This window comes from Microbacterium timonense, from assembly GCF_900292075.1.
GTDB lineage: Bacteria > Actinomycetota > Actinomycetes > Actinomycetales > Microbacteriaceae > Microbacterium > Microbacterium timonense.
The window spans coordinates 577,336-593,682 of the sequence record NZ_OLMV01000001.1 but is presented as its reverse complement, the minus strand read 5'-3'; the positions used below and the strand labels follow the sequence as shown (position 1 = coordinate 593,682).

The following is a 16,347-nucleotide window of genomic DNA, read 5'->3' as shown; positions in this document are numbered from 1 at the left end:
CGGTAGATTCGTTGGCGACCCAAGGAAACAGGAGTACACATGGCCGAACCACTTGTCGCGACCAGCGTCTTCGACAGGCTGCTCAAGGACCGCATCATCTGGCTGGGGTCGGAGGTGCGCGACGAGAACGCCAACGAGATCTGCGCGAAGATCCTGCTTCTCGCCGCTGAGGACTCCGAGAAGGACATCTACCTGTACGTCAACTCGCCCGGCGGTTCGATCACGGCCGGCATGGCGATCTACGACACCATGCAGTTCGTGCCCAACGACATCGTCACGGTCGGCATCGGCATGGCCGCCTCGATGGGACAGCTCCTGCTGACCGCCGGCACAAAGGGCAAGCGCTACATCACGCCGAACGCCCGCGTGCTGCTCCACCAGCCGCACGGCGGCTTCGGCGGCACCGCGAGCGACATCCAGACGCAGGCCCAGCTCATCCTCGACATGAAGAAGCGCCTCGCCGAGATCACGGCTGCGCAGACCGGCAAGTCGGTGGAGCAGATCAACGCCGACGGCGATCGTGACCGCTGGTTCACGGCACAGGAGGCGCTGGAGTACGGCTTCGTCGACCACATCCGCGAGTCCGCGGTCGATGTGATCGGCGGCGGCGGCACCGGCGGCAACGGCGAGTCCGCGAGCTGACGGCACCTGAGGCGAAAGAGAGAGAACCCGCAATGCAGACCCCCACTTTCGGCGGCGCACCCACCGCGCCGCAGGGACTTCAGATGCCCGGCAGCCGCTACATCCTGCCGCAGTTCGAGGAGCGCACGGCCTACGGCTACAAGCGGCAGGACCCGTACAACAAGCTCTTCGAGGACCGCGTCATCTTCCTGGGCGTGCAGGTCGACGACGCCTCTGCGGACGATGTCATGGCGCAACTGCTCGTGCTCGAGTCGCAGGACCCCGATCGCGACATCATCATGTACATCAACTCGCCCGGTGGCTCGTTCACGGCCATGACGGCGATCTACGACACTATGCAGTACGTGTCGCCGCAGATCCAGACGGTCGTGCTCGGCCAGGCCGCCTCGGCCGCAGCCGTGCTGCTGGCCGCCGGTGCCCCCGGCAAGCGTCTGGCTCTGCCCAACGCCCGCATCCTGATCCACCAGCCCGCCATGGGCGAGGCTGGGCACGGTCAGGCCTCCGACATCGAGATCCAGGCTCAGGAGATCATGCGCATGCGCACCTGGCTGGAGGAGACGCTCGCGAAGCACTCGAACAAGTCGGTCGAGGAGGTCAACAAGGACATCGACCGCGACAAGATCCTCTCTGCCGAGGAGGCGGTCGCGTACGGTCTCGTGGACCAGGTTCTGACGACCCGCAAGCGCGGGCAGCAGGCGCTCACCAAGTAGGTCACGCCGCCTCGAGCGGATGCCGCGACACCCCGTCGCCCGGAACTGCCGGGCGGCGGGGTGTCGTCATGTACCGCCCCGTGCGTCCGCTGAGCGCGAAATCGGCGGCGTCCACAACGTGCGCCGCAATGCCGCCGCACGTCGGCATCAGCTATTAGGCTCGGAGAACAGCTGGGGGACGCGCCCCCGGTCGCGACGAGGAGGAGCCGCATGGCACGCATCGGTGAGAGCGCCGACCTGTTCAAGTGCTCCTTCTGCGGCAAGAGCCAGAAGCAGGTCCAGCAGCTGATCGCGGGGCCCGGCGTCTACATCTGCGACGAGTGCGTCGAGCTGTGCAACGAGATCATCGAAGAGCGCATGGCGGAGTCCTCGTCGGGCGTCGTCGCCGACTTTGACCTGCCCAAGCCGCGCGAGATCTTCGCGTTCCTCGAGGAGTACGTCGTCGGCCAGCAGGACGCGAAGCGCGCGCTCTCGGTCGCCGTGTACAACCACTACAAGCGCGTGCGGGCGCACGGGACCATCCAGTCGGCCGAGCAGCGCGCCGACGAGGTCGAGATCGCCAAGAGCAACATCCTGCTCCTGGGGCCCACCGGGTGCGGCAAGACATATCTCGCTCAGACCCTCGCCAAGCGCCTGAACGTGCCGTTCGCAGTGGCGGACGCGACCGCGCTGACCGAGGCCGGCTATGTCGGCGAAGACGTGGAGAACATCCTCCTGAAGCTCCTGCAGGCGGCCGATTTCGACACCAAGCGCGCCGAGACCGGCATCATCTACATCGATGAGGTCGACAAGATCGCGCGCAAGGCGGAGAACCCCTCGATCACCCGCGACGTGTCGGGTGAGGGCGTGCAGCAGGCGCTGCTGAAGATCCTCGAGGGCACGGTCGCCTCGGTCCCGCCGCAGGGCGGTCGCAAGCACCCGCACCAGGAGTTCATCCAGATCGACACGACGAACGTGCTGTTCATCGTCGCGGGAGCGTTCGCGGGGCTGGAAGACATCATCTCGGCGCGCGTGGGCAAGCACGGTGTGGGTTTCGGCGCCTCGCTGCACCGCAAGGACGAGGATCTCAACCTGTTCGGCGACGTGCAGCCCGAAGACCTCCACAAGTTCGGCCTCATCCCCGAGTTCATCGGGCGCCTGCCGGTCGTCGCGTCGGTCTCGCCGTTGGACCGCGAAGCCCTGATGGAGATCCTCACTGAGCCGAAGAACGCGCTGGTGAAGCAGTACCACCGCATGTTCGAGCTCGACGGCGTCACGCTGGAGTTCGATCGCGAAGCGCTGGAGGCCATCGCCGACCTGGCTGTGGCACGCAAGACCGGTGCGCGCGGCCTGCGCGCCATCCTCGAGGACGTGCTCGGTCCGATCATGTTCGAGATCCCCTCGACCGACGACGTCGACAAGGTCATCGTCACGCGCGCAGCCGTCGAGGACGGTGCTCCTCCCACCCTCGTGCTGCGTGAGAAGCGCAAGAGCGCTTGACCGCGTCGTCTCCGGTGTCGGAGGGGGCCGTTAGCGTCGGGACGTGAGCACCCCGCGCCCCTTCTCCATCGCTGTCGACGACGCCGTACTGACCGACCTGCACGACCGGCTCGACCACTTCCGTGCGCTTCCCGACTCGCCGCGACGACCGTCGTCCGGCATGACAGCCGCCTATCTCGCGGAGCTCGTGGCGAGCTGGCGCGCGTGGGACTGGCGCGCACGCGAGGCGTGGCTGAACCGGCATCCACAGTTCCTCGCAGACATCGGCGACTCCACGATCCACTTCGCGCATCTGCGGTCGGCGCGCGCCGATGCACCGGCGCTCCTGGTGATGCACGGCTGGCCGCACACCTTCGCTCTGCAGCTCGACTTCGCCGATCTGCTGCCCGATTTCCACGTCGTGGTGGCGAGCCTCCCGGGTTTCGCTTACTCGAGCCCGTACGCCGCCGGCCCGGTCACCGAGGTGCGTCTGGCCCAGACGATGCACGAGCTGATGACAGACGTGCTGGGCTACCGCACGTACCTCACCTACGGTGAGGACGTCTCGGCCAACGTCAACGACCTGATCGCGGGCTCCTACCCCGACGCTGTGGCAGGCATCCTCGTCACCCACTCGCACTTTCCATCGCGCGAGGAGCGGCAGCACCTCACGGCCCCCGATGAGATCGCCTTCTTCGAGCGACTCGACAACTGGGGCGGCCGCAACGGGGCCTACGGCCACGTGCAGGCGACACGGCCCGACACCCTCGCCGCGGCGCTGAACGATTCGCCCGCGGGGCTGCTCGCGTGGCTCGCGGAGAAGCTCGTGGAGTGGAGCGACACGCCCGAGGGCGACCCGCGGGCGGTCGAGACGCGCATCTCGCGCGAACGCATCCTCACCGAGGCGATGATCTACTGGACGACGCAGTGCATCGGATCGTCCTTCCGGCCCTATTACGAGGGCGCCGACCAGCCGGACAGGATGCCGCCCGTCGAGGTGCCGGCATCCGTGCACATCCAACGGCACGAAGCCGACTATCCCGAGGCGCTCGCCCGTCGCTTCTACCGCGACCTCAGGACGTTCGAGCGACTGAACGAGGGCGGACACTTCGCCGCCGCCGAGGTGCCGACCACGATGGCGGACCGGGCGCGGTGGCTGGCTCGCGAGGTCAGAGCGCTCTGAGAACAGTCGGACATGGCCGGATCGGGCCATGCTGATAGCCCATCCCGGCGATGCACGACGCGCTCGGCGACGATTTGCTTGTTGCATGTCTACATCCGCCACACAGCACGCCACTGCTGCCGTCACCGTCGCACCCACCATCGTGGATCCGGTGCAGCCCGGGCGGCTGCAGATCGACCGTTCCCTCAACGGACCTCGTCGCACGGCCAACGGCGGATTCGCCGCAGGCACCATCGCGACACGCATCGATTCCGAGACCGTGACGGTCGCACTGCGGCGTCCGATCCGCCTTGGCGTGCCGCTCGACGTCTCGGGCGCGCCCTCCGGTGGTCTCGTCGTCCTCGATCGGACCAGGCTCGTCGCCGAGGCGAGACCGGGGCGTCTCGACGCTTCCGCCGTTCCGCCCGCACCCACGTTCGACGACGCGCGGCGTGCACGAGAGGCGCATCCCCTGGTCGGAGTGCGCCATGCGCTGTCGGACTGCGTCGTCTGCGGGCCTGCGCGCGCGGATGGCATGCATGTCACGCCGGGGCCGGTCCCGCACCGCCCGGAGATCCTTGCGGCGCCGTGGGTCGTCGGGGCAGCGTACGCGCACGCGGGCATCGCCGACTTCCCGGCCGTGTGGGGGGCGATGGATTGCCCGAGCTTTCCCGCTGCTGCATTGCGGCAGCGGGTCCTGTGCCTGCTCGGCACCATGACTGCTCAGGTCGAGCGGCGCCCCCGCGTGGGTGAGCACCTCGTGGTATTCAGCTGGACGCGTGAGCAGCACGGCCGTCGGTACGAGACGTCAGTGGTCATTGTCGATGCCGCCGGAGAACGGATCGCTCGGGCTGATTCCACCTGGGTCGCTCTCAGGCATCAGCGGCTCGTGTGGCTCCTCGGTCGCCTGAGGTGAGACGCACGCGTTCGCCGGCGATTGCGATGGGTCAGCTCCGCGCGTGGCGCGGTCACCACGCGATCGCCGGCACCCTGACCGACTGGGTGCCGTGGCCCGACTTCGCGCTGAAGCCGTCCAGGCGGTCGTTTCTACCGGATGGATGATGACGGGCAGCAGCGCACGGTGTCGCGACGCCGCACGACCGGCACCGCATCTCGCGGGCCCGGTCGTCCATACTGATGGCGTGGAGTCCGCGTCTGTCGACGTTCGCTATGCCTGGTCGGGAACCGATGATGTCGCCTGGTCGGAGCTGGGCGACGGCGAGCCCGTCCTCATCGGCGGTTGGTGGATGAGTCACCTCCCCCACGACTGGGCGTCCCCGCCGTTTCGGGCGTTCGCGAGCGAGATGGCCCGCCATCGGCGGGTGATCCGGATGGACTTGCCCGGCAGTGGGCTTTCGCGTTCACGCGGCGAGACGCCGATCACGCTGGGTCCGCACGTCGACGCGGTGGCCGCGGTGCTCGATGCCGCCCGAGTCGACCAGGTCACAATCATGGCGGGGTCATCGGGCTGCCCGATCGCAGTCGAGTTCGCCGCACGGTACCCCGAGCGCGTGCATCGTCTCGTGCTCGCGGGGCCTTACCTGGATGGCGGGTCAGTGGCCGCTGCGCCGGACCGAGAGGCCCTGGTGGAGATGGTGCGTCGCAGCTGGGGGGTGAGTTCACGAGTGATGTCCGACATCTTCTACCCCGATGCGACGCCGGAGCAGCGGCGGGCGTACATCGCTCATCAGCGCTCTTCCGCGACGCCGCATATGGCCGCGGCGGCCCTCGAGGCTGTGTACCAGTTCGACGCCCGCGAATCGGCGCCCGCCGTACGCGCGCCCACACTCGTGCTGCACCGTCGCGGCGACCGTGCGATCCGGCTCGCACTCGGCGTGGCGACGGCGCAGGCGATCCCGGGAGCTCATCTCGAGGTTCTCGACGGCGACGCCCACCATCCATGGCATGGCGACGCGGCGACCTTCCTTCGGCGCGCGATGGCGTTCGACGGAGTGGATGAGATGCACGTGAGCCTCTCTCCGGGCGCCGTCGACGCGGAGGCGGCGCGTCGCACGCAGCGACCGTCGCCGATCTCGGCTCGTGAACTCGAGGTACTGCTCCTCGTTGCGAAGGGCAGGACGGATGCTCAGATCGCGTCCGAGCTCTTCCTCAGCGTGCATACAGTTCATCGGCACGTCGCGAACGCCCGCACCAAGCTGGGCGTGCCGTCCCGTTCCGCCGCGGCGGCGTGGGCCGTCGCGAACGCGCGCTGACGTCAGTCGGATAGCCCGCGTCGCTCCAGCAGCGGCTGGATCTCGGCATCCCGGCCACGGAAGTCGCGGTACGCCTCCAGCGGGTCCTTGGACCCTCCCACTCCGAGGAGCCGCTCGCGGAACCGGTCACCGTTCTCGCGGCGCAGACCGCCGTTCTCGCGGAACCACTCGACGGTGTCGGCATCGAGCACCTCGCTCCAGATGTACGAGTAGTACCCGGCGCTGTAGCCGCCCGAGAACACGTGGGCGAAGTAGGTCGACGAGTAACGCGTCGGCACCACGGGGTTGTCCAGGCCGATGTCGGCGAGGGCGGATGCCTCGAACTCGTTGACGTCGATGTCGGCCGTCGCCTCTTCGACCGAGAGCGAGTGCCAGGCCTGGTCCAGCCACGCGGCCGCGAGGTACTCGCTGGTCGCGAAACCCTGGTTGAACGCCTCGGACGCGTGAAGCTTCTCGACGACCTCCGCGGGAAGCGGCTCACCCGTGTCGATGTGCCGCGCGTAGGAGGCGAGGATCTCGGGCCAGTAGATCCACATCTCGTTGACCTGACTGGGGAACTCCACGAAGTCGCGGAAGACGTTGGTTCCCGCGAAGTGCGGGTAGGTGACGGTGGCGAAGAGCCCGTGCAGCGCGTGTCCGAACTCGTGGAACAGCGTCGTCACCTCGTCGAGGGTCAGCAGCGTCGGCCGGCCCGGCGCCGGCTTGGGCACATTGAGGTTGTTGACGACCACTGGCGCGGTGCCGCGCAGCCGCGATTGGAGGACGATCGAGTTCATCCAGGCGCCGCCGCGCTTGGTGTCACGCGTGTAGAGATCCAGGAGGTACAGCCCGAGCGGCGAGCCGTCCGCGTTGCGAACCTCGAAGATCCGGTTGTCGGGGTGGTATCCGGCCAGGTCCGTGCGCTCCGTGAACGTGATGCCGTACAGCTGCGTCGCGGCGCGGAAGACACCGTCGCGCAGCACCTGCTCCGCCTCGAACCACGGTCGCAGCGCCGCGCGGTCGAGGTCGTACTCGGCAGCGCGCACCTTCTCGGTGTAGAACGCCCAGTCGTGCGCCTCGAGCGGGAACGGGTCCGCCTCCGCGTCGATGATCGCCTGCAGCTTCTCCTGCTCGCGGCGGGCGTTGCGAGCGGCCGGTACGGCGAGCCTGCGCAGCAGGTCGTGCACGGCGGCCGGTGAGCCTGCCGTCTCGTCGGATGTGACGTACGCGGCGTGAGACTCGTATCCCAGAAGGGCGGCACGCTCGGCGCGCAGACGCACGATCTCGCGGAGCGTCTCCCGGTTGTCGTGCTCGTTGCCTCGGGAGCCGCGCGAGCGGGAAGCCGCAAGCAAGCGCTCGCGCGACGCCCGGCGGGTGAGACTGGACAGGTACGGGTGACCGGTGAAGAGGGTGAGTGTCACGACCCACTTGCCCTCGAGCCCGCGATCGGAGGCCGCCTGCGAGGCCGCCGAGAGCTCGCCCTCAGCAAGACCGTCCAAGTCGGCAGGATCGTCGAAGACGACGGCGAGGTCATTGGTGTCGGCGAGCAGATTCTTCTCGAACTGGGTGGTGAGCGTGGAGAGCCGTTGGTTGAGGTCGGTCAAACGCGCCTTCGACTGATCGTCGAGGCCTGCGCCGGCGTGAGACATTTCGGTGTAATGGCGTTCGACGAGATACCGCTGCTCGGGTGACAGATCCAGCTCGTCGAGCTGGTCATGGATCGTCTTGATGCGCCAGAACAGCTCCGAGTTCAGCTGGATGGAGTCCTGGTGGGCTGACATCAACGGCGCCAACTGCTCTTCGATCTGCTGCACCTCGGTCGTGGCGTCCGCGGACGACACGGTGTAGAACGTGCGCGCGATATCCCCGAGCAGGCGCCCGCTCTCCTCGAGAGGCACGAGGGTGTTCTCGAAAGTCGGCATCGAGCGGTCGCGCGTGATGTTCGCGATCTCGCGCGAGTGCTCGTCGAAGGCGGCGCGGAAGGCCGGGAGGTAGTGCTCGGGCTTGATGATGCCGTAGTCGGGAAGGCCGTACGGAAGCGAGGAGGGGGAGAGCAGCGGGTTGTCGTCGGTCGGCATGCGGAACAGCCTATCCGGCGTCCGCGAGGATGCCGAGAAACGTTTGCAAAAGTGCGACTGCAAAGAAACGCTTGCAAAGAAACCTTTGCACAGGTACGCTGAGACCATGACAGACAACCCGGTCGACGAGCCGATGGACGCCGCCGCACGCAGCCAGCTGCGGCACAGCCAGGATCGCGTCCTCGACTCCGGTGCGCTGCGCGCTCTCGCGCATCCGCTCCGCGTGCGGATCTACGACATCCTCAGCCAGTACGGTCCGCAGACGGCCAGCTCTCTGGCCGAGAAGCTGGGGGAGTCCACGGGCTCCACCAGCTACCACCTGCGAGCTCTGGCCAAGCAGGACCTCATCCGTGAGGCGGAGGATCGGGGCACCGGCCGCGAGCGCTGGTGGGAGCGTCCGGTCGGCGGCGTCTCCTTCAGCAACCCCGAGGCGATGTCCACGCCGGCCGGACGCGCCGCGACACAGGTCGTCATGGCCGAGTTCCTGCGAAACCGCAACGAGCAGCTGCTCGAGTTCGTGAACCGGGGCTTGGGGCAGGAAGACGTGGAATGGCAGGACGGGACGATGATCTCGACCGCCACGGCCCGGCTCACCCCCGAGCAGAGCAAGGAACTGGGCATGAAGATCATGGCCCTCATCGACGAGACCGTCGACAACTACCGCAATCAGACCGGCGAGAACGTGCGACCCGTCACCATCAGGGCCGACCTGTTCCCGCTCCCGCAGCTAGGAGAACAGTCATGAGCACCATCACGGCCCCCGAGCTCTCCGTACGAGCGTTCGGCTCGAGCACGACGCGATTCGAGCGCGCTCTCCTGCGCGCGGCCTCCGCGCTGGACGCCTACGTCCTCACGCGGCTGGAACGGCGGGATGCCGCAGCCCGGCGTGATGCCCTCGCGGCAGAGGCTGCAGCCACGGGCGCGCGCCGTGCCGCAGAGGCGCTGGCGTCGGTCGGAATGCTGCCTCGATGAGCGAGGGCACCGACACGGTGGTGCACCCCGAAGCGTCGGCCGGGCGGGCGCGCAGGGTCCCGCTCGGCCGCGATTTCGGCAAGCTCTGGACCGCGGCGGCATTCAGCAATCTGGCCGACGGAGTCGGCCGGGTCGCCGTTCCGCTGATCGCGACGACTCTCACGCGCGATCCGCTCGCGATCTCGGCGCTGGGCGCCCTCGCCTTCCTTCCGTGGCTCGTGTTCGGGTTGCCCGCGGGCATGATCGTCGACCGTTTCGATCGGCGGTGGATCATGGCCGTTGCCAACGGGCTGCGCGGGCTGGCTGCCGTAGGTCTGGCGTTCCTGACCGTGACGGGCGCGATCGACATCTGGTGGCTGCTGGCCGGCGTCCTCGTCTTCGGTCTGGGGGAGACGCTGTTCGACAATGCCACCAACTCGATCGTTCCGAGTGTCGTGCGACGTCCGGCGCTGGACCGGGCCAACGGCTGGCTGCAGGCGGCGCAGATCACCATCGACAGCTTCATCGCGTCGCCCATCGGCGGCGTGCTGTTCGCCGTCGCGCTGGCGCTGCCGCTGTGGGTCGGCGCGGCCGGGTATCTCATCCCCATCGTCCTCGCCGTGATGCTGCCGTTGTCGGCCGCGCGCCCGCTGCGCGAGGCCTGGACAGCCGAGCGGGTTCCGGCCGCGTCGGCCGAGGCTGCCGTGGCTGCGGGCGAGCCGCTGGCCGCGGCGGATATGGACGCCGAGGCGGATGCCGCGGGCTCGCGTCCTTCCGGGGTGTCGGCCCGCGAGGCGCTGGCGTACCTGTGGCATCACCGCTTCCTGCGGTCGATGGTGTTGTTCACGTCCATCGTGGGCTGCGCGTTCGCCTTCGCGCAGGCGCCGGTGTTCCTCTACTTCCTCGACGTCCACCACGTGGCCCCTGCGGCGATCGGTCTGGTGACCGCGGGAATCGGTCTCGGAGGGCTGGTGGGGTCGCTCGTCGCCTCACGGCTCGTGGCGCGGTTCGGTCGCGGAAAGGTGATGCTCGGCGCCAACGTCGTGGCCGCGATCGGCCTGATCGGCGTGTGGGCCGCGCCCGAAGCCATCTCTGCGACGGTCGCCTATGCGACGATGGCGGCTGCGGTGTCGGTGTGGAACGTGCCGTGGGGCGCCCTGCGTCAGACGATCGTGCCGGGGCATCTGTTCGGCCGCGTGCTCGGCATCAGCCGCACGTTGACCTGGGGCATCTTCCCGTTCGCCACGCTGCTGGGCGGATGGGTGGCCCGGATCGACCTGCGGCTTCCGTTCCTCCTGGCGGCAGGTGTGACACTCGTGGCCACGCTCGTCGCCGTGCGGCTCCTCCTGTCGGCGTCGGCGCACGACGCCCCGGAGGAGTGAGGACTGCTCAGCCGAAGCCGTCTTCCGGGTCGTTGCGGGCGACCGCCTCGCCGTCCTCATTGAGCGAGACGATGACGCCCGTGTCGAGTTCGGCGAGCGGCTTCCCCTCCAGCCACGTGAGGGTCCAGCGCGGCCGCGGCTGACCGAGCTGATCGGCGGGTATGGTCTCGTCGACCGCCCGAATGCCCCGGCGCAGCGCGTCCGGGACCCCTGCGGGCGGTTCGTCTCCTGAGGTCCAGCGTGTTCCGAGCTGCATCAGTCCTCCTGCGGGGCCAGTTCGATCTCCGTGACGGCCAGCGCGTCGGCGTCGGTGTAACGGATCTCGCCGATCCGTCCGACAGCGCGCAGGTCACCCTCTGCCAGGCGCAGCGCGGCAACGGCGTGGGCGGGCGCGGCGATGGTGACGTGCGAGACGGGTGCCTTCTGCGACACCTTCGCCTCCGTCTTGGCGCGGCGGATCCCGATGAGCGCCTCGCCCACGACACCGAGCACAGCGGCATCCCCCTCGATGCCGAGCGGCTCCGGCCACGCTGAGGTGTGGACGGACCCGTCGTTGAACCACGACCAGGCCTCCTCGGCCGCGAACGCCAGGACGGGGGCGAACAGACGCAGCAGCGTCGACAGCGCGATCCGCAGCGCGAGGGCGGCGGATGCCTGACCGACGTCGTTCTGGTTGTACGCCCGCTCCTTCACGAGCTCGAGGTAGTCGTCGCAGAACGTCCAGAAGAAGGACTCCGCGACCTCGAGCGCGCGCGCGTGGTCGTACGCCTCCAGCGCCTTCGTGGCGTCGCGGACGACCGTGTCCAGCGCCGTCAGCATCGACGCGTCGAGCGCGTGGGTGACCTGTGCTCCCTCGGGCACCGGGAACGACAGCACGAACTTCGCGGCGTTGAGCACCTTGATGGCCAGCCGTCGGCCGATCTTGATCTGCGTCGGGTTCTGCGGGTCGAAGGCCGCGTCCGTCCCCAGACGGCTCGATGCCGCCCAATAGCGGACGGCGTCCGACCCGTGCTGGGCGAGGATGTCGGCCGGCGTGACGACATTGCCCTTGGACTTCGACATCTTCTTGCGGTCGGGGTCGACGATGAAGCCGGAGATCGCGGCATCCGACCACGGTGCGCGGTCCTCTTCGAGGGCGCTGCGCAGCAGGGTCGAGAACAACCACGTGCGGATGATGTCCTGCCCCTGGGGACGAAGGTCGAACGGCGCGACGAGGTTCCACAGCTCCGGGTCGCGTTCCCACCCGCCGGCGAGCTGCGGCGTCAGCGACGACGTCGCCCACGTGTCGAAGATGTCGTTCTCGCCGTCGAAACCACCGGGGACGCCGCGCTGCTCCTCGGTGTACCCCGGCGGGACGTCGGTCGACGGGTCGACCGGCAGCGAGGCTGCGTCGGGGGTCAGAACCCGGCTGTAGTCCCGCTCGCCGTTCTCGTCCAGCGCGTACCAGACCGGGATGGGTACGCCGAAGAACCGCTGTCGGGACACCAGCCAGTCCCCGGTCAGCCCGTTGGTCCAGTTCTCGAAGCGCACGCGCATGAAGTCCGGATGCCACGACATGCTCTTGCCGAGCGCGATGAGCTTGTCGCGGAGGGCCTCGTCGCGAGCGCCGTTGCGGATGTACCACTGGCGGGTCGAGACGATCTCCAGCGGCCGGTCGCCCTTCTCGAAGAACTTCACCGCGTGCGTGAAGGGCTTGGGTTCGCCCTCCATCTCGCCGGACTCCTGCAGAAGCTCCACGATCCGCTTCTTCGCGCTGAAGACCGTCTTGCCGGCGAGCTCGGCATACGCCGCCTTCGCGGCATCCGTCACGATGACGTCGGGAGCGTCGGCCAGCACGCGACCGTCCTGCCCGAGGATCGTCCGGTTGGGCAGCTGCAGCTCACGCCACCAGACGATGTCGGTGACATCGCCGAACGTGCAGATCATGGCGATGCCCGAGCCCTTGTCCTGCTGCGCCAGCGGGTGGGCGAGCACCGGAACCTCGACGTCGAACAGCGGGGTGCGCACCGTCGTTCCGAACAGCGGCTGATACCGCTCGTCGTCGGGATGGGCGACCAGGGCCACGCAGGCCGGAAGCAGTTCGGGGCGCGTCGTCTCGATGAAGACGTCGCCCGTGCCGTCGCTCTTGTGGAAGGCCACGCGGTGGTAGGCGGCGGGCTGATCCCGGTCTTCGAGCTCGGCCTGGGCGACCGCCGTGCGGAAGTCGATGTCCCACAGGGTGGGGGCGAGGTCCTGGAACGCCTCGCCGCGCTCGAGATTGCGCAAGAAGGCGAGCTGGCTCGTGCGCATCGTGTCGTCCGAGATGGTGCGATACGTCTGAGTCCAGTCGACGCTGAGTCCCAGAGAGCGCCACAGGGACTCGAAGTGCTTCTCGTCCTCGACGGTGAGTCGCTCGCACAGCTCGATGAAGTTGCGGCGGCTCACCGGCACCTGGTCGGCGGCACGGCTCGACTTGTTGTCGCCCCCTTCGAACGGCGGGGTGAAGTCCGGATCGTACGGCAGCGACGGGTCGCAGCGCACGCCGTAGTAGTTCTGCACGCGTCGCTCGGTGGGCAGGCCGTTGTCGTCCCACCCCATCGGGTAGAACACCGTCTTGCCGCGCATGCGCTCGAACCGCACCCTGACGTCAGTGTGCGTGTAGCTGAAGACATGCCCGATGTGCAGCGAGCCGGAGGCCGTCGGTGGGGGAGTGTCGACCGAGTAGACACCCGGACGGCCGACCTCGGCCGCCCGCGCGCGGTCGAACAGGTACGTGCCCTGCGCGGACCACGCCGCATCCCACTTCTGTTCGAGGCCCTCCAGTGCGGGCTTTTCGGGGATCTGACCCTGCGAGATGCGGGCGTCGGTCATGGAGAACTCCTCGAGCGATATGTGCGGCACCGTGTGAGCGTGCCTGAGTGTGGGATGTCGCTCGATTGTATCGGGTGCCCGGGTGCCCGGACTTCTGCGCGTGATGCCCAGACCGCACGTGATGCCCAGATGAGGAGATGTGCCCGGATGCGGGAGCTGGGGCGCCCCTGCGGCCTCATCTCGGCATCCCTCCTCGATCCGGCTCGATCCGGCGGGTCCCCGTGCGCAGTACCGATATCGACGCCTCCTCCACCTGCGCCACCTGCGTCGCGGCCTCCACAGAAGCGCCGTGGTCCCGCCTATACGGCGGCATCGGAGAGGAGCATTCCGAAGATGAACCGTTCGCAGCCCCCGTGGATGCGCGCGCTCGGCGAGGGCGACGGGATCGCGCGCCAGGCGATGCTCATCGAGCTGGGCGCAGGGAAGAACGAGCTGGCGCGCCACGTGCGGGAGCAGCGCCTGCTGCGTGTCCGGCGGTCGTGGCTGGCGCTGCCGGATGCCGATCCGCTGCTCGTCGCGGCGGCCAGGGCGGGCGTCGTGTTGACGTGCGTGACCCGGGCCAAGCGCCTCGGACTCTGGGTGACCATGGAGGACCGGCCGCACGTGGCGGCGCCGGGAAACAGCGGCGGCGTCACGATCGAACGAGGCGGCGGGGATCCGGTGGACGGGCGCAAGGCCGTCGTGCATTGGTGCACGCCGGTCGTGCAAAGACCACCGCACTGTCTCGAAGACTCGATCGAGAACACTCTGGTGGTCGTCGCGAGATGTCAGCCTCGAGAGCACGCGCTGGCGGTGTGGGACTCCGCACTCAACCGCGGGCTGGTCGACAAGACGGTGCTCGGGCGACTCCCGCTGCCGGCCTTCGCCCGTGCCGTTCTCGACGAAGCGTCACCGTTCGCGGACTCGGGACTGGAGTCCTTCGTCCCGCGGCGCCTGCGCTGGATGAACGTGCGGATCCTCCCGCAGGCGTGGATCCTGGGGCGGCCGGTGGACTTCCTGATCGGCGAACGACTCGTGCTGCAGATCGACGGCGGACACCACGTCGGCACTCAGCGGCGCGCCGACATCACGCATGATGCCGACCTGCTCCTGCGCGGATACCACGTCATCCGGGTGGGGTACTGGCAGGTGATGGACGATTGGCCGATGGTGCAGCAGCTGATCATGACGGCGGTCGCTCAAGGCCTCCATCTCGCCCGCTGACGCCGATGCCTCGCGGCGCCGCGCGCACGGCGCTCTCCCGTCGGTGCGCCGTGATGAACGTCAGCCCTCGATGCCCTTGCCCAGATGAGGAAGCGTGCCGGCGTGAGGACGTTCTAGCCGGGGCCGCTCCTCATCTGGGCACATGCCGTCATCTCGGCGCGGGCAGTGGAGTGCGAGCCGTGGAGTGCGAGCCGTGGAGTGCGAGCCGAGTCCGTCAGACCGCGGCGCTGGCGGTCTCCGGGGCCGTCGCGATCTCGGGCTCGGCCCGGCGGCGCGCCGCGAGCCATGCCGAGACCAGCGTGACGGCGGACATGATCGCGAGTATCACTCCCGGATGCCACCAGGCGAAGCCGGTCGCCGCGCCGAGCTCGAGCGTCAGGTAGGGCACGAACCCGCTGATGGTCGCCGCCAGCGCGTAGGCGAAGGACAGCGCGGAGTAGCGGAACGAGTCCGGGAACAGGTCGTTCATGAGACCGCCGAGCGCCGCCCATGACATCGTGGGCAGGATGCCGCCGACGATCATCGTGGCGACCAGGATCGGGAACGTCGCGAACTGGAGCAGGAAGTACATCGGGAAGGTGATCAGGAGCGTGCCGAGGGCTCCCCACAGCACCACGCGCGCCGATCCGATCCGACCCGCCCACGCGCCGAACAAGGGGATGGTCACCAGCTGGAGCAGGCCGCCGATGGTCGTCGCCACCAGCAGGTCCTGGAAGCTGAAGCCGAGCTGCTCGACCCCGTAGTTCACCGTGTAGGTGTTCATGAGCGAGTAGGAGCCGATGCCCAGGAGCGCCGCGCCGATGGCGATGAGCATCGCTCCGGGACGCTTGGCGAACATCGTCACGAAGGGGATCCGGTCACGACGACCCTGCGCGACGACGTCCTGGAAGACGGGCGTCTCGGAGATCGACCACCGCAGGTACAGCGACACCAGAAGCAGCGGGATCGCCAGGAGGAACGGGATGCGCCATCCCCACTCGGCCAGCTGGTCGGCCGGCAGGACCGCGGTCAGCACGATGAAGACGGCCGCCGAGAGGATCGAGCCGACCGGTGAGCCCAGCTGCGGGATGGCGGCGTAGAACGCGCGCTTGACCGGTCCGGAATTCTCTGTCGCGATGAGGATCGAGCCTCCCCACTCGCCGCCGAGCGACAGCCCCTGCACGATCCGCAGGACGATCAGAAGGATCGCCCCCAGCCACCCGGCCTGCGCGTACGTGGGGAGCAGACCGATGAGACCGGTCGCGATGCCCATGATCGCGACCGTCCACAGGAGCGTCGTGCGCCGCCCGAGCCGGTCGCCCATGTAGCCGAAGATCACCGCGCCGATCGGGCGCACGACGAAGGCCAGCGCGATCGTCAGGAAGGCCGCACTCGTCGCGCCGAAGGAACCGAGCGGGTCGAAGAACAGCGGTCCGACGAAGAAGGCGGAGAAGTACGCGAACAGGTAGAAGTCGAACGACTCCAGCGAGGTCCCCACCATCGACGCCCAGGCGACGCGTCGGGCGGGGGCGGCCTCGAGGGCGGAGGCGGGAGGCAGAGGAGACTCTGATGCGGGGGCTGCGGTCACGGACGTCAATCTTGGCACGAGTCCAGAAACCCCGGGGCGGCATCCCGCATTCCCGGTGCTCCCCATGACGGTAGAATCGACGCACCAGCGCAGATCCGGCCATCACCGGGGAGCTCTCGGAAGAACGGGAAGCCGCACACGCGACGACCTCA

Annotated in this window: 14 protein-coding genes; 10 read left to right on the top strand and 4 right to left on the bottom strand. The window is 68.5% G+C overall.

Translation table 11 applies throughout. The features are described from left to right. Positions 1-39: 39 nt before the first annotated feature. The 6 genes from C9992_RS02865 to C9992_RS02840 all read left to right on the top strand — a co-directional run bounded on the left by C9992_RS02865 (position 40) and on the right by C9992_RS02840 (position 6,185). A complete protein-coding gene (locus C9992_RS02865) occupies positions 40-642 on the top strand; it encodes an ATP-dependent Clp protease proteolytic subunit (RefSeq protein ID WP_106814065.1) in 603 nt (200 codons plus the stop codon). 32 nt (positions 643-674) lie between these two features. After that, positions 675-1,352 (top strand): ATP-dependent Clp protease proteolytic subunit, encoded by a 678-nt coding sequence (locus C9992_RS02860; protein WP_106814064.1) that lies wholly within the window; start codon positions 675-677, stop codon positions 1,350-1,352. 210 nt (positions 1,353-1,562) lie between these two features. Continuing rightward, positions 1,563-2,831 (top strand): ATP-dependent Clp protease ATP-binding subunit ClpX, encoded by a 1,269-nt coding sequence (clpX, locus tag C9992_RS02855; RefSeq protein ID WP_106814063.1) that lies wholly within the window; start codon positions 1,563-1,565, stop codon positions 2,829-2,831. 43 nt (positions 2,832-2,874) lie between these two features. Beyond that, complete coding sequence (locus C9992_RS02850) at positions 2,875-3,993, top strand: epoxide hydrolase family protein (protein WP_106814062.1); 1,119 nt, start codon at positions 2,875-2,877, stop codon at positions 3,991-3,993. A gap of 85 nt (positions 3,994-4,078) precedes the next feature. After that, positions 4,079-4,888 (top strand): hotdog family protein, encoded by an 810-nt coding sequence (locus C9992_RS02845; RefSeq protein ID WP_106814061.1) that lies wholly within the window; start codon positions 4,079-4,081, stop codon positions 4,886-4,888. Between the two features lie 226 nt (positions 4,889-5,114). Further along, entirely contained in the window at positions 5,115-6,185 is a 1,071-nt protein-coding gene (locus C9992_RS02840; protein WP_160150820.1) for an alpha/beta fold hydrolase, read from the top strand. Between the two features lie 2 nt (positions 6,186-6,187). On the opposite strand, the gene C9992_RS02835 is transcribed toward C9992_RS02840, so the two are convergent. Next, positions 6,188-8,242, bottom strand: coding sequence for a M3 family metallopeptidase (locus C9992_RS02835; protein ID WP_106814059.1), 2,055 nt, complete (start codon positions 8,240-8,242; stop codon positions 6,188-6,190). Between the two features lie 106 nt (positions 8,243-8,348). Between C9992_RS02835 and C9992_RS02830 the strand changes: the two genes are divergently transcribed. Genes C9992_RS02830 through C9992_RS02820 form a run of 3 tightly spaced genes read left to right on the top strand, consistent with a single transcriptional unit; the run spans position 8,349 to position 10,575 of the window. Continuing rightward, on the top strand, positions 8,349-8,987 hold the full coding sequence (locus tag C9992_RS02830) for a helix-turn-helix domain-containing protein (RefSeq protein ID WP_327316679.1): 639 nt from the start codon (positions 8,349-8,351) through the stop codon (positions 8,985-8,987). Continuing rightward, positions 8,984-9,214 carry a hypothetical protein gene (locus C9992_RS02825; protein ID WP_106814058.1) on the top strand — a complete coding sequence of 77 codons (231 nt, stop codon included), beginning with the start codon at positions 8,984-8,986 and terminating at the stop codon, positions 9,212-9,214. Before C9992_RS02830 ends, C9992_RS02825 begins: the two co-directional genes overlap by 4 nt. After that, on the top strand, positions 9,211-10,575 hold the full coding sequence (locus tag C9992_RS02820; protein WP_106814057.1) for an MFS transporter: 1,365 nt from the start codon (positions 9,211-9,213) through the stop codon (positions 10,573-10,575). The genes C9992_RS02825 and C9992_RS02820 overlap by 4 nt, the downstream gene beginning before the upstream one ends. 7 nt (positions 10,576-10,582) lie before the next feature. Here the strand turns inward: C9992_RS02820 and C9992_RS02815 are convergent, their stop codons facing one another. After that, on the bottom strand, positions 10,583-10,831 hold the full coding sequence (locus C9992_RS02815) for a hypothetical protein (RefSeq protein WP_106814056.1): 249 nt from the start codon (positions 10,829-10,831) through the stop codon (positions 10,583-10,585). Beyond that, positions 10,831-13,425 carry a valine--tRNA ligase gene (gene valS / locus C9992_RS02810; RefSeq protein WP_235007941.1) on the bottom strand — a complete coding sequence of 865 codons (2,595 nt, stop codon included), beginning with the start codon at positions 13,423-13,425 and terminating at the stop codon, positions 10,831-10,833. The genes C9992_RS02815 and valS overlap by 1 nt, the downstream gene beginning before the upstream one ends. 333 nt (positions 13,426-13,758) lie before the next feature. On the opposite strand from valS, the gene C9992_RS18305 reads away from it, so the two are divergent. After that, the gene (locus C9992_RS18305; RefSeq protein WP_235007939.1) at positions 13,759-14,628 is read left to right on the top strand and encodes an endonuclease domain-containing protein; all 870 of its coding nucleotides are present in this window, start codon (positions 13,759-13,761) and stop codon (positions 14,626-14,628) included. 214 nt (positions 14,629-14,842) lie between these two features. Here C9992_RS18305 and C9992_RS02800 read toward each other — a convergent pair whose 3' ends face one another. Beyond that, entirely contained in the window at positions 14,843-16,195 is a 1,353-nt protein-coding gene (locus C9992_RS02800; protein WP_235007938.1) for an MFS transporter, read from the bottom strand. Between the last annotated feature and the right edge of the window lie 152 nt (positions 16,196-16,347).